The following is a 15,307-nucleotide window of genomic DNA, read 5'->3' as shown; positions in this document are numbered from 1 at the left end:
TTTAATGTTCCCTCTCATCGTCGGAAGACGCCGGGGTCCCTGGACGGAAGATTATATCAGATAGGGGGGGTCGACCGCCAAAAGGCGCGTTCATTTTTTTTAATAATTCCCGTTTCCGAAGGGCCAACCCGTGCGTCCGGACCGGCGTGTCCACCTCAACATACAACCGCCCATCCTTCACCCCGACGGCGCGAGCCTTTTGCGCCTCGTTCCCCAACAAGCGATCCCACAGTTCAAAGAGGGCAAAGTGATCGGGGTCATAACCTTTCCGTGACAATATTCCCGTCAGAAGTTCCTGAGCCGATACAAGCCGTTTCGGTTTTTTGGCCGATGGCCCGTCTTTTGGGTTCCTCACGCAAGGTCCGGGGAACGGGGTCCCCGGATCGGCCCGCTCACAGATCCTCCATCCACTTCAAAAACGTTCGCTTCATCCGAAAACCGTTTGTCCCCCCAAACAGAAAAATCCGTGAGGGTGATAAAACATTGGCCGCTGGTGTACAGGAGGCCGGTCAGCTGGGACCGTCGGCTGGGGTCCAACTCGGAAAACACATCGTCCAAAAGACAGATCGGTTCTCGGCCAGACTTTTCCCGAAGAAACAAGCGTTCCTCCCATTTCCACGCCAGAGCCAGGGTTCGCGCTTGGCCCTGGGAAGCTCTCACTTTGGCCAGATCGTTGTCCAGGCGAAACTCCACATCGTCCCGATGAGGTCCGATCAGCGTGGACCCCAAAGCTGTTTCCCCGTCGCGCAACTCAGCGAAACGGCGACGGTTGGCTTCTTCCACAGCGTCTCTTCCTTCGCTGGGGACATGAAAAGAAGGTCGATAGAGAGCCGTCCCCTTATCCCGCCCACCAGAAAGATCCTGTTGCCTCTTTTGAATTCGGGGAACAAATTCCGAAAGGAACCTCTGCCGGCTTAACGTGAGCCGCGCCCCTTCGGTCAGGATCGCAAGATCCCAGGGTTCCAAAATCCCAGGTTTGGCCAACCCGTCCCGCACGCGCCGGAGAGCCGCGTTCCGTTCTTCTAAAATCTTGGTGTAACGGGACAACGTTTCCGCGTAGTCCCCATCCACCTGGGTCAGGATCGCGTTCAAGGCCCGGCGACGGACCCCCGGTTCCCCTTTCACCAAATCCATTTCTTCAGGAGAAAACGAGACCAGGGGGACTTGCCCCACCCAGTCACGCTGACGTGGGATAGGCCGATTGTTCACTCGAAACTGACGGGGACGGCCGCGCTTTTGGCGCAGTTCTAATTCGAGGGAATCCTCTCCCTCCGCACGACCCACCAGCGCCGCTTCTTCTTTCCCTTCCTGAAGCCAGTGCCGGGCTTCCGCGCTCCGGTGACTTTGACCCGCGGTGAGAACCGCGATGCCTTCCAGGATGTTGGATTTTCCGGAACCGTTCGACCCCACGAAAACATTCACCCCACGGGTGAAGTTGAGGTCCAGCCGGGAAAAATTACGAAACTGGCGTAGGCTGAGAGAGGAAATGTACACGAAAATCAGGACCTCGAGGTCAATCGGATCAGATGGCGGTCCCCGAACCAACCACTGGCGGTTCCAGGCTTTTGGGCCGGAACCACCGCGTTCAAAGGCAACACCACCTCAATCGGATGGAAGAGACCGCCGGAAATTTAGCCTTTAAAATTCTTTGCGGCAAAATCCCAGTGGACGAGATTCCAGAAACCGTCAATATATTTGGCTCGGGCGTTCCGGTAATCAATGTAATAGGCGTGTTCCCAAACGTCGCAGGTGAGAAGGGCTTTTTTTCCTTCCACCAAAGGCGTTCCGGCGTTGGGCATGGTTTCAATGTCCACCCCGCCGTCAGGCGTCTTGATCAGCCACACCCAACCCGAGCCAAAATGACCCAGGGCGTTTTTAGTGAAAATCTCTTTGAAGGAAGTGAAGGAACCAAACTTTTTTTTCAGCGCGTCCGCGAGGGCTCCGGAAGGTTCACCCCCTCCCTGCGGTGTGAGGGAATTCCAATAAAAGGTGTGGTTCCAAACCTGAGCCGCGTTGTTAAAGACGGGACCCGAAACCGTTTTTTGAATCACCACCTCTAAGGTCTCTTGTTCGAAGGGTGTTCCCACCGTCAGTTTGTTCAAGTTGTCCACATAAGCCTGGTGGTGTTTGCCGTAATGGAAATCAATGGTTTCCGCTGAAAGATGAGGGGCTAAAGCCGTTTTCTCGTAGGGCAACGCCGGAAGCGTGAAGGGCATGGGATTCTCCTTAGTGATGGGGAAACGGCGTCATGGAACAACGGACGTTTCCGTTTCTGTTGCAGGTGATCGGTTAGGTGACTTGCATGGGCATGACAACATATTTGTAGTTGTCGTCACCCACGGGGCGAATAACGCCCGGATTGAGGGGCGTGGAAAGCTCCAGCAACACTTCATCGGCTTCCAACGATTTAAAAACATCCACCAGGTAGGTGGGGTTAAAAGCAATCGCAAAGGGATCGCCGTTGTAGTCCACTTCGATTTCAGACTCCACTTCGATGCGGCCCTGGGCTGAGGCGGAAATTTGAAGCCGGCCCGTTGAAAGACTAAACCGAACCGATCCGCCGCGATCCATGGTCCCCACCGCCGCGCGCTGGGTCGCTTGAAGAAGTTGACGGGATTTTATTTTAAGTTGAATGTCGTGACTTTTCGGAATGACCTGATCAAAACTCGGAAAATTTCCTTCCACCAACCGGGAAATAATAACGATGGTTTTGTATTGAAATGTGACCTGGTTTTCGGTGAATCCCATCAGGACATCGGCGCCTTTTTCTTCCGCCGACAACACCCGGGCCAATTCGTTGAGCGCTTTTGTGGGGATGATGGCCCTTACAACGGATTTTTTATCGGGCAACGTCCTTTGAATGAAGGCCAATCGTCGCCCGTCCGTGGCGATCAGTGTGATCTTTCCGTTTTCCATCAAGAAATTAACCCCGTTTAAAACGTATCGGGTTTCGTCTGTGGAAACGGAGAAAATTGTTTTGCGAATCATTTCACGCACAAGACCATGGTTTAACGCTATGGCCTTTTCTAAATTAAATTCGGGGAGAACAGGGTAATCGTCCTTGGGCAAACAGGCCAAGGAACAGCGATCCCGACCGGAACGGATTTCCATTTTATTTCCGTCGCTCATCTTCAGAGACACCTCACGCCCATCGTCTAGGGTTCGAAGAAACTCCCCGATGGTGCGGGCGGGAACGGTTGTGACACCGCGAGACTTCACGTCGGCCTTAACATGACAACGAATGCCCACTTCGAGATCGGTGGAGGAAAGCCGAAGTCCTTCCGGTGTCGCCTCAAAAAGGATGTTGGCGAGAACCGGGAGGGTGCTCCGCGGGGAGATGGCGTTCTGAGCCAGTTGAACACCTTTTAGGAGATCTTCTTTTTGGCAATGGATTTCCATGAGGGCCTCTTGTTTCCGGGGTGCGGTTAGTGTGCCTGTCAAGTTATTCAAGTTGTTCCTTTATTCTTATAGAGATAAAGTACAAGTCGTCGTAGTAGAGGTGCTCGGGATGATGTTAGTAATTTTCAGAACGATGCGGAAGTGTATGGGTTTCATGGGAGCTTGATCAGTCCTCTCTTCTGAACAACCTGTGGAAAAGACGAAGGCGTTATCCCCACTATCCCAAAACGGTTGGTCCATCCACAGGTGGGGGGAGTTGTTAAGAAGTTATTCAGAGATTTATACGGAGGGATCAGAAAGGGCATTTGGTTGGGGCAAAGGTCAGCGCGCCGGCCGTATGTCGCCTAAGGCAATATGGTTTTTGATCTGTTGGGTGATCTTGTTGATCAAGGCGGTGAAATAGGGGTCCGAAGTCATTTTGCCTTTAATTTTAGTGCAGGCGTGCATGACGGTGGTGTGATCTTTGCCCCCAAAGGCCCCACCGATCTCTGTGGTCGAACATTCGGTGAGCGTACGGGCCAGGTACATGGCAATTTGGCGGGGGAAAGCGATGGCGTCTGTCCGTCGTTTCGATTTCATCTCCCGTAAATCCAGATTGAAATGGGTGGCGACCACTTCTTGAATGTCTTCAATCCGGACCGGTCGGGAAGCGTCATTCGAAGAGACGATGTCTTTTAACGTTTCCCGGGCGGAATCAATGGTCAGGGGGGTGCCGGTGAGTGAACTGAATGCCACAATGCGGATTAAACTTCCTTCTAATTCGCGGATGTTGGACCGGATCACGCTGGCGATATAGAGGATCACATCGTCCGGAACAAAAATGTTTTCAGATGAAGCCTTTTTTCTCAAAATGGCAATGCGGGTCTCCAAATCGGGGGGTTGAATGTCGGCCACCACACCCCATTCAAAACGGGACACGAGCCGCGCGCTGACCTTGGTTTCACCGGGGGTGCGATCCGAAGAAATAATAATCTGTTTGCGGGAGTCATACAGAGAATTGAAGGTGTAAAAGAACTCTTCCATGGAGTTCTCTTTACCAGTAAGAGATTGGATGTCATCGATCAGTAAACAATCCAGGTTACGGTATTTGGCGCGAAAATCTTTCATTTTGTCGAACCGGAGACCGTCAATAAATTCATTAATAAAGCGTTCGGAGGTCACGTAAAGAACCCGGGCGTTGGCCCGGTGTTGGCGGATGGAATGACCGATGGCGTGTAGAATGTGGGTTTTTCCCAATCCCACTCCCCCGTATAGGAAGAGCGGGTTGTACGCCCGACCTGGATCTTTCGCGACGGCCATCCCGGCGGCTTGGGCAAAACGATTTGACGGCCCTACGACGAAGCTGTCAAAGGTGTATTTGGGGTTGAATTGTTCGCTGGTAAAATGACTTTCTGTTTTCGGCGCCGGGATGGGGTCTGTCCGCGCTTCTTCTTCTTTAAGGATCGGTTCTATTTCCCGGGAGGCCTCAAAAGCCAAGGTGGCTTCGTGGCCAAGAATTCCCTGGAGGGCCTCTTCGATCTGTTTCAGGCAGTTCTTTTTGACCCATTCTGAAAAAAAACGGTTGGGAACCTGAAGCGATAAGAGCTGGTCTTCCCATTTAAGGGCCCGAAGCGGTTTAAGCCAGAGGTTAAAGGTCTCCTCTTTAATGGTTGGTTTGAGCCGTTCTATCACTCCAGCCCAAATGCTCTCCGCTGTTTCGCTCAAAATCATTAAAAATACCTCTTATCCACAGGTTTATCCACAGTGGTGAATAAAAATTGTGGATTATCTTAATATCTTTTTAAGAACCATCTATTACCATATTTTACCGATCCGTAGACAAAAAACCCCCCAACCTAAAGTAATAACCGAATAGATAAACGCCGGGAGAAAGGAACGGTGAGTAGATCGGTGGACATCTTAATTGAACCCCCCATAACTGTCAAGAGGCCCGCTAAAAAATTTACATGGGTGGGGAATTTCTACAGGGCCAGAGTGTGATCTTCCTTGCCCCAAAAAGGAACACTTATTTCGTTTTGGGAAGATTCTCCCCGCCGAGAAGACCCTTTAAATGGGTTCCGGTGTGGGAAGCCGGGGTGGCGACGATGGTTTCCGGTGTCCCGACGGCCACGAGCCGCCCGCCGCCAGAACCGCCTTCGGGCCCCAGGTCCACAATCCAATCGGCGGTTTTGATCACGTCGAGGTTGTGTTCAATGACCAACACCGTATTTCCGCCATCCACCAAACGTTGAAGAACGCCCAACAATTTTTCCACGTCGGCGAAATGGAGACCGGTGGTGGGTTCGTCCAGGATATAGAGGGTGTGGCCCGTGGGGCGGCGACAGAGTTCCGTGGCCAATTTGACCCGTTGGGCCTCGCCGCCTGAAAGGGTGGTGGCGGCTTGGCCGATGGCGGCGTAGCCCATCCCCACATCGACGAGCGTGGAGAGAATTCGGGAGACCACGGGAACGTTCTCAAAGAAGGTGGCCGCTTCCGTGGTGGGAAGTTCCAAGACGTCGGCGATGGATTTGCCTTTAAATTTCACTTCCAAGGTTTCCGCGTTGAATCGCTTGCCCAGACAAACATCGCATTTGACATAGACATCCGGTAAAAACTGCATGGAGATCTTGAGGGTGCCGTCCCCCTCGCAGTTTTCACAGCGACCGCCTTTCACGTTGAAGGAGAACCGACCCGGTTTGTATCCCCGTCGCCGGGATTCGGGGAGTTGAGCAAAGAGATCTCGGATAGGGCCGAAGGCCCCCGTGTAAGTGGCGGGGTTGGACCGCGGTGTCCGTCCAATGGGGGTCTGGTCCACTTCCACGACCTTGTCCACAAGTTCAACGCCTAAAATGGTTTTGTGTTTGCCGGGTTCCTCTTTGGCGTGGTTGAGACGTTTGGCCAGGGCTTTGTGCAAAATGTCACCCACCAGGGTTGATTTCCCTGAGCCGGAGACCCCTGTCACCGCCACGAAAAGGCCTAAGGGAATAGTGACATCAATGGTGTTCAGGTTAAATTGGGCCGCCCCTTTTATTTCCAAGCGTTCTTTCCCAGGGAGACGCCGCTGGGCGGGCACGGGAATTCCCCGTTCGCCCCGAAGGTACGCCCCGGTGAGAGAGCGGGGCGCTTTCATCAGCGCGCTGACCGGCCCCTCCGAAACGATTTCCCCCCCCTGGACCCCGGCGCCGGGCCCCAGGTCGATCACCCAGTCGGCAGCCAAAATAGTTTCCGCGTCGTGCTCGACAACCACCAGGGTGTTGCCAATATCCCGGAGGCGCCGGAGCGTCGTTAACAACCGTTCGTTGTCTCGGGGATGGAGCCCGATGGTGGGTTCGTCCAACACATAAAGAACGCCCACCAACCCAGATCCAATTTGGGTGGCCAAATGAATCCGTTGAGCTTCCCCTCCCGCGAGGGTGGCGGATTCGCGGTCAAGCGTGACGTAATCCAATCCCACGTCCACCAAAAAATTGAGTCGGGACTGGATTTCCTTTAGAATTTGGCGTGCCACAAACCGCGCTTTCTCGGAAAGGGAAAGATCTCGAAAGAACGCTTGGGCGTCGCGGATGGAAAAATGGGTGACGTGGGAAAGGGATTTCCCCCCGAGGGTGACCGCCAAGGCTTCCGGTTTGAGCCGCGCGCCTTGACATCCCGGGCAGAGCCGACTTCGCATAAACCGAGACTGAACCTCTTCTTTCACAAAAGCCGATTCGGATTCTTTATAGCGCCGTTCTAAATTTCCTATCACGCCTTCAAACTCTTTCACCTTTTTTCCCCAAGGCGATTTGTGGTCAATGCCCCCCCGCAAGAGGTTTTGGCGCTGGTCACGGGTGAGGTTTTTCCAGGGGCGGTTCATGGGGATGCTGTTGCGTCGGCAAACTTCCGTTAAAATTTCCATGTAATAGCCGGACCAGGATTTTTTCCAGCGGTTGGTGCGCGTGGTCACGGGGTCCGCCCAAGCGGCCAAGGCGCCGCCATCAATGGAGAGATCCGGGTTCGGTATCACCAAATCTTCGGCGATTTCCAATTTAACACCCAACCCATCGCAATCCGCGCATGCGCCATAGGGGCTGTTGAATGAAAAAAGGCGCGGTTCAATTTCGGGCAAACTGGTTCCACAATGGGCACAGGCGTAGTGTTCAGAAAAGAGGGCTTCGCTTTCCTTCCCTGTTCCGCGGGGGGCGCTTTCGGCAGGGGCAACGATCAAGAGACCCTGGGATTCGCGGAGGGCTGTTTCCACCGAGTCCGCCAACCGTTCCCGGCCCGCGGCCGACACCGTTAAGCGATCGATGACGGCTTCGATGGTGTGTTTTTTGTAACGATCCAGTTTGATCTTTTTTTCCAGGTCGTGAACCGTTCCGTTCACCCGGACTCTCACGAATCCACTTTTTTTTAACTTCTCAAAGAGGGCCTCGTAGGTCCCGGTCCGCCCACGGACTAGGGGGGCCAAGATTTGAATATTTTTACCCTCATGGGTTTTCGTTATTTCCGCGATGATTTGACTGGCGGATTGGGGTTGAATTTCCCGTTGACAGGAGGGGCAATGGGGCGTCCCCACCCGGGCGTAGAGAAGCCGCAGATAATCATAGATTTCAGTGACGGTTCCCACCGTGGAGCGGGGGTTGTGGGAGGGGGTTCGTTGCTCAATGGCGATGGCCGGGGAGAGCCCCTCAATCAGGTCCACATCGGGTTTTTCCATCAATTCCAAGAACTGGCGGGCGTAAGCGGAAAGGCTTTCCACGTACCGCCGTTGTCCCTCAGCGTAAATCGTGTTAAACGCCAAGGAACTTTTCCCGGACCCCGAAAGCCCCGTAATCACGATCATCTTGTTTCGAGGCAAATCCAGGGAGATGTTCTTTAAGTTATGCTCCCGAGCCCCCCGAATTCGGATTCCATCTGTCATGTATCAATTATAACAAATGGCCCCCGTTGGAATGTGTTGCGGACTATAAAATCCGGCAGGCAAAATCCTTATTCTTTTTTTTTGAGGAATTGTCGGAGGGGTTCGAGAAGCGGTCGATCAACACTCTTTTCGAAGAGACTGAGTTGTTTTTCGATAAAAGGGATGTCCGCCTGGGGGTTTTTAGCTAAAACGCGTTCCACGTCTTCCCAGTCTCGTGGACGTCCGGCAATGACTTTGTGAATGATTAAATCCTCAAGCGATGCGAATCGGATTTCGATGGTTCCCATTTTTACGAGTTTCGACCGTTTCAAGGCCTCCGCTTCATAGGAAGTGAGCGAAAAAATGAAATCCACACGGATCCCTGTTTTTTGGTCCTGACAGGGGAGCACCATGGTTTCTTGGACAAACTCTTTCGGGTTCGGCGTTAGGCTGGAAAGTGTGAGAGTGGGAAGAATCGCGATCATCCGCTCGACTTCATCAGGACCAATCCCAAGGGTGAGATCAATATCCCGGGTTAAGCGTGGTTCGCCGTAAAGGAGAACGGCTTGTCCGCCGATGATCATATACGGGATGCCCGCGGCGTCGAGGGCCGCCGCGATCCGTTTAAGAAGTTCTTCGAACATTCAAGTCCAACGCAAAGCGAATCTTTTGTTCAAGGCCTTCTCGGATATCCCGGGGCGGCCAGACCCCCAATAATTTGGCTTCTTCCGCGAGGCCATCCATCAGGCGAAGATTCGCATGGTAATCCACCGGTTGTCGACGATTCCAGTCGGTTTCCCACCGTGCAAAGGTTTCTGGATTCTTCATCATAGAAGGAGTGTACCCCTAATGGAAGACGAAGAGGACACAATGTTAAATCGAAAAATCTTGTCCATGCCAAACACCGTGATCGGGGGTGGGGAGGGGAGGAAGCGGTTTGCCGTGGTATTTTTCGAGAGTCTCGACACGGGTGACCAGCGAGGCGAGGGTTTCACCTAAAACGTCGGGAAGTTTTCCGTGTTCAAAATCGGAGGCGAGGCTGGGGGCGTGGGGGCCCCGTTTGATGATTTCGCCGGGGACGCCCACGACGACGGCGTCGGGGGGGACATTTTTAACCACCACGGCGTTGGCGCCGATGCGGCTCCGTTGGCCGATGGTAACGGCCCCCAAAACTTTTGCACCTGCCCCGACCACGACCCCTTCGGCCAGAGTTGGGTGGCGTTTGCCCTTAATGAGCGCTGTGCCACCCAAGGTGACACCCTGATACAGCGTGACGTTTTTTTTGATCTCCGTGGTTTCCCCGATGACAACGCCCATGCCGTGGTCGATGAACAGCCCCTGGTCAATGGTCGCGCCGGGATGGATTTCTACTCCGGTCATAAAACGGGCTGTGGAAGAAACCCCGCGGGCCAATAATTTAAGTCCCATCCCCCACAGTCCATGGGCCACCCGGTGGGCCCAAAGGGCGTGGACCCCAGGATAGAATAGAATCACTTCCAGGGCGTTCCGCGCGGCGGGATCTCGGTCAAGTGCGGCTTTTACATCCTGCCAGAGGGTGTTTAACATGGGTTCATAAGGTCAAATATGTTTGGATCGCCACGTTTCCGCGAGCCCGTTTCACCACAACGTTTTCACATGGGCGTAATCCCGCAGCCGCCGATCTTTTGTGATGAGGATCACATTTTCTTCCCGGGCTGTGGCAAGAATAATTTGGTCCGCGGGGTCTTCGTGGGGTAGGTCTGGCAAGACGGTGGATTGGTGAGCAATGCGTGGAGTCAGCGGAACCAATCGAAGTTTGGGCATGTCCAGCGCTTCTTCCACCCACGCCAAAGGATCGCTGGCCACGTTCAGCCGACCTTTTTCGATCAATTTGCAGAATTCCCAGGGGGAAATGGCCGACAGCAGCATTTCGTCGTATTGATGGCTGTCTTCGATCAGACGTCGAACCTTTGGGGACAGGTTTTTGGGGGAAAGGTTCCACCACACCCACACATGGGTATCCAGGAGAAATTTCAACGGGCCGCGTCCCACGGAGCGGCGCCCAGTGGAGAAACAATATCGCTTTCAGAGACCAGGGTGTGGGCCAATTTCCCGGGGATCGCCTTGCGTCCCGGAGACCGAAAGGAAACCACCTCGACAAATGGTTTCCCCCGTTTCGTGATGACAACGGTTTCATAGGTTTCGGCGACCTCGCTCACCACCTGAAGGGCGTGGGCTTTGAACTCTGTTACGGGCATTGTTTTCATACGATCAGTATAGTCATTTAAAATGACCTTTTCAAGGGCAAGCAGCCTGTTCCCCGTAAGCTTTTCGGCTGCAAATTCGGCTGTCGGTCTGGGACTTTGCCATATTTTCCTTACCTATCTTCAAGAAAGGTTCGTCAAATTTGGCTCCGTCTCGGCTCGCCCTCCAACTATTCGCTTCGAAGTCTTATGCGGGACAGGCTCCTAGAGGAACCCTAACCGGCAGTGGGGCTAAATGCCTTGTTGGGGTTCCTCCGCCAGGGAGGCGAAGAGGGCAGTGCTTAAGTAACGTTCACCAAAGGAAGGGATGATGACCACGATCATCTTATTTTTCATTTCTGGACGTCGGGCTACTTCGAGGGCCGCCCAGACGGCGGCGCCGGAAGAGATGCCACCGAGTACGCCCTCTTCTTTCGCCAGTTGGCGGGCGGTGGTCATGGCGTCGTCGTTTTTAACCCGAAGGACCTCGTCGTAAATCTTCGTGTTCAAAATGTCGGGGATGAAACCGGCCCCGATGCCCTGAAGGGGATGGGGGCCTTTGGTCCCTCCGGACAAAACGGCGGAAGCGTCCGGTTCCACGGCGATCATGCGAACGGAGGGTTTGTTTTTCTTTAACACTTCCCCTACGCCTGTGATGGTGCCGCCGGTGCCGACGCCAGAAATGACAACGTCCACCTTGCCGTCCGTGTCTTGCCAGATTTCCTGGGCCGTGGTTCGACGATGGACCTCCGGGTTGGCGATGTTTTTGAACTGTTGGGGCATGAAATATTTGGGGTCGCTTTGAACCAAACTTTCCGCCCGTTTGATGGCGCCGGCCATGCCTTCACTGCCGGGGGTCAAAATCAGTTCCGCTCCGAAGGCGCGCAGGAGGATCCTCCGCTCTTTGCTCATGGTTTCCGGCATGGTTAAGACCAGTTTGTACCCTCGGGAAGCGCACACCATGGCCAACGCGATGCCCGTGTTCCCGCTGGTGGGTTCCACGATAATGGTGTCGGGGGTGATCATCCCTTCGCGTTCCGCCGCCTCGACCATGGCAAGCCCAATGCGATCTTTGACACTGTGAGCCGGATTCATAAATTCCAGTTTAAGCACAATTTCTCCTGGCATTTCTTTTCCGAGCCGATGGAGGCGGACCAAAGGTGTATGGCCAATGAGTTCTGTGACATCTTTCGCAATTTTCATGATTTTTCTCCCAACGTTTTAAAAGCAGATTTCAATAATTTAAGTCCCCGGAGGGTTTGTGCTCGTGTCAGAACAAAGGGCGGCAGAAGGCGGATGACATTCCCCGCTGTGCAATTGATTAAAAGCCCTGCCTTGCGAGCCGTTTGGACGATTTCGGCTCCCGGCTGATCCAGTTCGATCCCGATCATCAAACCCTTCCCCCGGACTTCTTTTATAAAAGGGAATTCCTTCATCCATCCGGAAATTTCTTTTCGGATCAGAGAGCCTAGACGTTGGACATCGGAAAGAAGGCTGGGTGTGATTTGATTCAAGACGGCCAACGCGGCTTGACTGGGCACCGGACCGCCCCCAAAGGTTGTGGCGTGATCGCCCGGACGAATCAGATCAGCGATTTCTCCCCGAGCCAGGATCGCGCCCATGGGGAGACCGTTGGCGAGCCCCTTCGCAATGGACATGACGTCGGGGATGACCCCGGCCGAAACCACCTCAGGGTTTTGATAGGCAAAAAGAGTTCCCGTTCGCCCGATCCCCGTTTGGACTTCATCAAACATCAGCAACACATTTCTTTCCCGACACAGATCGTAAAGGTTCTTAAAGAAGGATGGGGGAACCGTGCGAACACCTCCTTCTCCCTGAATCGGTTCCACCAAAACCGCGCAGGTTCTGGCCGATAGAAATGATCTGACGGATTCCACGTCTCCATAACGCGCCACAGGAAAACCGGGTAAAAGCGGCCCGAATCCTTCGTGGTATTTCTTTTGCGGGGTGGCGGAAAGGGCCCCGAACGTTCGACCGTGAAAAGCCGAGTCAAAAACAATAATTTCATGTCTTGGTCCATCCGGTCCAGGGTGGACTGATCCGAACCGGCGCGCCAGTTTAAGGGCGCCCTCATTGGCTTCGGCCCCAGAATTCGTCAGGAAGATCTTCCCTCCGAACGTTCGGGTGGAAAGGACCTTGGCTAATTCCCGTTGGGGCGCGGTGCTGTAAATATTGGAGGTATGAACAAGCGTTCGTATTTGATGGGAGACAGCTCGGGCCACGGGCCGGTTGGCGTGCCCGAGGTTACAGACGGCCAGACCGGAAAAAAAATCCAAATAACGTTTCCCTTCTGTGTCCCAGACCCATGGCCCTTTTCCTCGAACAAAGGTCACGGGTTGACGCGCGTACGTATTGAAAAGGTACGGGGATTCCGTAAAAACTGTTGGGTCACTCATGGGATCAGCCTTGTGCCGAGTTGTTTAAGAAGTCCCGCCCGTCCATCGATAATGTTGATTTCTTTCACGCCTTTTTTGAGGGCATTTTGGCAGGAAAGGATTTTAGGAATCATTCCTCCCGTGATGACTTTCCCTTGAATGAGTTTTTTAATCTCCGAAACCCGAATGGTGGGGATGGTTTTTTTGTGAGAGTCCAAGACGCCTGGGACATCGGTCAGATAGACCAACCGTCGGGCTTTCAGGGCAACGGCCACCGCGGCCGCGGCTTCGTCGGCATTCACATTGAGAGCCCCGAAATCTTTACCGGCGGCCACGGAAGAAAGGACGGGGAGATACCCCGCTTTGAGTAACACGGTGAGAAGGTGGGGATTGGCTTTGTCCGGTTCCCCCACACGCCCCAACGTTCGCACGGGCGTGGCGTTGAGAAGTCCCCCGTCTCGGCCGGAGAGGCCCACGGCCCGGACCCCCAACTCGTTCAGTTCGCCCACCAAATTTTTATTCACTTGCCCGGAAAGGACGCCTTCCACGACCCCCATGGCCACCGGATCGGTGACCCGTCGCCCGTTCATCCATTTGGAAACGATCCCCATTTTTTCCAAGGCGGCGTTGATCTCTGGACCCCCTCCGTGAACCAAGACAAGAGGTTCCTTTCGGGCGATTCGCGCCGCGTCTTTCAAAAAGGATCGTCGAGCGGATCGATCCGAAAGAAGACTTCCTCCAAATTTCACCACCCAGACATTTAACTTGCCCAAGGGGGGGCTAGGGTTGAGGGGTCTGTGTTTTTTGGCCATGGTTCAGGAGTTCTCCGGTGGTTCCCCCAGGGCTGGGGGAACGCTTGGTTTAAAAAAAGTTAAAACACTGTCGCCGTAGTTGTTTTGGCGATAAACTTCCCATCCGCCCGGGAGGCCCTCCACACTTTCTTTTTTATGGTGTTGGCCAATCACGATGCCCCCAGGGGCCAGAAGGCCTTCTTGAACAATGGCGTGGATGGCGGGGACGGTCAAAGCCAGTGGGGCCCGGGTCAGATCTTTGTAGGGCGGGCCCATAAAAATGATATCGAACGTTTCTCCCGCGAGCCGATTTAATTGTTTCACCGCGTCTCCGCGGACCACGCGGGCTCGGGCCCGAAACCCAAGGACATCGAGATTTTTTTCGATCATGCGACAGGAGGTGGGACTGTCATCCACAAAAGAGGCCCGGGCGGCGCCATTGGAAAGCGCTTCAATCCCAACAGTTCCCGTTCCAGCAAAAAGGTCGAGGAAGCGAGATTCCGCTAAACGAGGACGAAGGATATCAAAAAGAGATTTTCGAATCCGGGCCAGGATGGGTCGAACCTCAGGACCTGAAGGAAGGGCCTTAATGGATCGGCCGCGAGCAGACCCCGATTGGACACGCATGGACATAGGAAATACCTAGAGAAGTTTGCGGGGCGGGTGATGGGCTCCGATTGAGAAGACGACACCCGTTTCTTCAGTCTTCGGCTTCGGTCCGCCGTCCCCGATGATGCACGATTGAACACGTTAAAATTTTGGACCTGATCAATGTTTCCGGCCTAGCGGCCTCCAAGCATTCCTTCCGCCCGCGGCCTCAGTCCGGTGTCCCCGATCCGCACGATATAGAACATCAAAATTGTGGAGCTGATCGGGATCGAACCGACGACCTCCTGCATGCCATGCAGGCGCTCTCCCAGCTGAGCTACAGCCCCGTTCCACAACCCACTTGCTGTCCTCGCGATGTTGGTGAGGGCAGCCCCGGTGGGGTCCGGGTCTTTTAAGTAATCTGAACCGTTATTCTATCTCATCTCCGACGAAAACAAAAGGAAGCTTATCCCCAGATCAATTCTTCCTTGGCTTCCACCTTCACTTTTTTGGAAGGATAAATGGAAACCACAATTTCTTCGGGTTTAAACCAAAGCTTGATTTCCCTTTCGGCATCGGCGGCGTCGGAGGAGGCGTGAATCACGTTTTCAAACACGCCTTTGGTGGTGATCCGGCCAAAAGCCCCTCGGATGGAGACGGAATCGGCTTCTTCGGGGTTGGTCGCCCCGGCAATTTCCCGAACGCGTTTGATGGCGTTGGGCCCTTTGTAGACCAAAGCCATCACCCGTTCAAATTCCGGGCCGTACGGTTTGCCTTGGATGTAATCGATGAGGTCCTTGAAAAAGGGTTTGTCTTTGAGATGAATGTAGTGTTTCTCCGCTAATTCACGAGAGACTTGAACCACTTTGGCGCCGATAATCATGAAACGGGCTTCGGCCAACTTGGTTAAAATATTTCCGGTCAGGGATTTCTTTAATCCATCCGGCTTAACAATGACCAACGTGTATTCAATATTTTCTTCAGTCATAGGACATCCTCCAGGGGAACCGAGGAATGGATGTTACCACGCGCGCTCTCTCCCTGTCAAACGGC

16 protein-coding genes and 1 tRNA gene are annotated in these 15,307 nt (G+C 53.9%); all 17 read right to left on the bottom strand.

Translation table 11 applies throughout. The features are described from left to right. Nucleotide 1 precedes the first annotated feature (1 nt). A complete protein-coding gene (locus tag JNK54_09055) occupies nucleotides 2-355 on the bottom strand; it encodes a DUF721 domain-containing protein (protein ID MBL8024411.1) in 354 nt (117 codons plus the stop codon). Next, nucleotides 352-1,494, bottom strand: a complete 1,143-nt coding sequence (recF, locus tag JNK54_09050; protein MBL8024410.1) for a DNA replication and repair protein RecF — start codon at nucleotides 1,492-1,494, stop codon at nucleotides 352-354. Before recF ends, JNK54_09055 begins: the two co-directional genes overlap by 4 nt. A 137-nt stretch (nucleotides 1,495-1,631) precedes the next feature. Beyond that, nucleotides 1,632-2,216: a superoxide dismutase gene (locus tag JNK54_09045; protein MBL8024409.1), complete on the bottom strand. Its 585-nt coding sequence runs from the start codon at nucleotides 2,214-2,216 to the stop codon at nucleotides 1,632-1,634. Nucleotides 2,217-2,289: 73 nt separating this feature from the next. Continuing rightward, nucleotides 2,290-3,399 (bottom strand): DNA polymerase III subunit beta, encoded by a 1,110-nt coding sequence (dnaN, locus tag JNK54_09040; GenBank protein MBL8024408.1) that lies wholly within the window; start codon nucleotides 3,397-3,399, stop codon nucleotides 2,290-2,292. A gap of 321 nt (nucleotides 3,400-3,720) precedes the next feature. Further along, nucleotides 3,721-5,109, bottom strand: a complete 1,389-nt coding sequence (dnaA, locus tag JNK54_09035; protein ID MBL8024407.1) for a chromosomal replication initiator protein DnaA — start codon at nucleotides 5,107-5,109, stop codon at nucleotides 3,721-3,723. A 295-nt stretch (nucleotides 5,110-5,404) separates the two neighbouring features. Then, a complete protein-coding gene (uvrA, locus tag JNK54_09030; protein ID MBL8024406.1) occupies nucleotides 5,405-8,278 on the bottom strand; it encodes an excinuclease ABC subunit UvrA in 2,874 nt (957 codons plus the stop codon). Nucleotides 8,279-8,346: 68 nt separating this feature from the next. Next, on the bottom strand, nucleotides 8,347-8,901 hold the full coding sequence (locus JNK54_09025; protein MBL8024405.1) for a nucleotidyltransferase: 555 nt from the start codon (nucleotides 8,899-8,901) through the stop codon (nucleotides 8,347-8,349). Next, nucleotides 8,882-9,088: a hypothetical protein gene (locus JNK54_09020; protein ID MBL8024404.1), complete on the bottom strand. Its 207-nt coding sequence runs from the start codon at nucleotides 9,086-9,088 to the stop codon at nucleotides 8,882-8,884. Before JNK54_09020 ends, JNK54_09025 begins: the two co-directional genes overlap by 20 nt. Nucleotides 9,089-9,130: 42 nt before the next feature. Continuing rightward, nucleotides 9,131-9,823, bottom strand: coding sequence for a serine O-acetyltransferase (gene cysE, locus JNK54_09015; protein ID MBL8024403.1), 693 nt, complete (start codon nucleotides 9,821-9,823; stop codon nucleotides 9,131-9,133). Between the two features lie 51 nt (nucleotides 9,824-9,874). After that, nucleotides 9,875-10,273 carry a type II toxin-antitoxin system VapC family toxin gene (locus tag JNK54_09010; GenBank protein ID MBL8024402.1) on the bottom strand — a complete coding sequence of 133 codons (399 nt, stop codon included), beginning with the start codon at nucleotides 10,271-10,273 and terminating at the stop codon, nucleotides 9,875-9,877. Next, complete coding sequence (locus JNK54_09005) at nucleotides 10,270-10,503, bottom strand: type II toxin-antitoxin system Phd/YefM family antitoxin (protein MBL8024401.1); 234 nt, start codon at nucleotides 10,501-10,503, stop codon at nucleotides 10,270-10,272. The genes JNK54_09010 and JNK54_09005 overlap by 4 nt, the downstream gene beginning before the upstream one ends. 228 nt (nucleotides 10,504-10,731) lie before the next feature. Beyond that, on the bottom strand, nucleotides 10,732-11,682 hold the full coding sequence (gene cysK / locus JNK54_09000) for a cysteine synthase A (protein MBL8024400.1): 951 nt from the start codon (nucleotides 11,680-11,682) through the stop codon (nucleotides 10,732-10,734). Then, nucleotides 11,679-12,896: an aspartate aminotransferase family protein gene (locus JNK54_08995; protein MBL8024399.1), complete on the bottom strand. Its 1,218-nt coding sequence runs from the start codon at nucleotides 12,894-12,896 to the stop codon at nucleotides 11,679-11,681. The genes cysK and JNK54_08995 overlap by 4 nt, the downstream gene beginning before the upstream one ends. Next, on the bottom strand, nucleotides 12,893-13,627 hold the full coding sequence (gene argB / locus JNK54_08990; protein ID MBL8024398.1) for an acetylglutamate kinase: 735 nt from the start codon (nucleotides 13,625-13,627) through the stop codon (nucleotides 12,893-12,895). The genes JNK54_08995 and argB overlap by 4 nt, the downstream gene beginning before the upstream one ends. A gap of 63 nt (nucleotides 13,628-13,690) precedes the next feature. After that, nucleotides 13,691-14,293: a 16S rRNA (guanine(966)-N(2))-methyltransferase RsmD gene (gene rsmD / locus JNK54_08985; protein ID MBL8024397.1), complete on the bottom strand. Its 603-nt coding sequence runs from the start codon at nucleotides 14,291-14,293 to the stop codon at nucleotides 13,691-13,693. A gap of 235 nt (nucleotides 14,294-14,528) precedes the next feature. After that, nucleotides 14,529-14,601 (bottom strand) — tRNA-Ala (locus JNK54_08980). Between the two features lie 119 nt (nucleotides 14,602-14,720). Continuing rightward, a complete protein-coding gene (locus tag JNK54_08975; GenBank protein ID MBL8024396.1) occupies nucleotides 14,721-15,242 on the bottom strand; it encodes a nucleoside-diphosphate kinase in 522 nt (173 codons plus the stop codon). Nucleotides 15,243-15,307: the final 65 nt, after the last annotated feature.

Source organism: Elusimicrobiota bacterium (genome assembly GCA_016788905.1).
Classification (GTDB): domain Bacteria; phylum Elusimicrobiota; class Elusimicrobia; order FEN-1173; family FEN-1173; genus JADKHR01.
This window is presented reverse-complemented; position numbering and strand designations above follow the sequence as displayed.

Excerpts from the sequence above, each read along its gene's own strand:
- JNK54_09045 (MBL8024409.1), bottom strand. The coding sequence starts at position 2,216 with ATGCCCTTCACGCTTCCGGCGTTGCCCTACGAGAAAACGGCTTTAGCC.
- dnaN (MBL8024408.1), bottom strand. The coding sequence starts at position 3,399 with ATGGAAATCCATTGCCAAAAAGAAGATCTCCTAAAAGGTGTTCAACTG.
- dnaA (MBL8024407.1), bottom strand. The coding sequence starts at position 5,109 with ATGATTTTGAGCGAAACAGCGGAGAGCATTTGGGCTGGAGTGATAGAA.
- uvrA (MBL8024406.1), bottom strand. The coding sequence starts at position 8,278 with ATGACAGATGGAATCCGAATTCGGGGGGCTCGGGAGCATAACTTAAAG.
- JNK54_09025 (MBL8024405.1), bottom strand. The coding sequence starts at position 8,901 with ATGTTCGAAGAACTTCTTAAACGGATCGCGGCGGCCCTCGACGCCGCG.
- JNK54_09020 (MBL8024404.1), bottom strand. The coding sequence starts at position 9,088 with ATGATGAAGAATCCAGAAACCTTTGCACGGTGGGAAACCGACTGGAAT.
- cysE (MBL8024403.1), bottom strand. The coding sequence starts at position 9,823 with ATGTTAAACACCCTCTGGCAGGATGTAAAAGCCGCACTTGACCGAGAT.
- JNK54_09005 (MBL8024401.1), bottom strand. The coding sequence starts at position 10,503 with ATGAAAACAATGCCCGTAACAGAGTTCAAAGCCCACGCCCTTCAGGTG.
- cysK (MBL8024400.1), bottom strand. The coding sequence starts at position 11,682 with ATGAAAATTGCGAAAGATGTCACAGAACTCATTGGCCATACACCTTTG.
- JNK54_08995 (MBL8024399.1), bottom strand. The coding sequence starts at position 12,896 with ATGAGTGACCCAACAGTTTTTACGGAATCCCCGTACCTTTTCAATACG.
- rsmD (MBL8024397.1), bottom strand. The coding sequence starts at position 14,293 with ATGCGTGTCCAATCGGGGTCTGCTCGCGGCCGATCCATTAAGGCCCTT.
- JNK54_08975 (MBL8024396.1), bottom strand. The coding sequence starts at position 15,242 with ATGACTGAAGAAAATATTGAATACACGTTGGTCATTGTTAAGCCGGAT.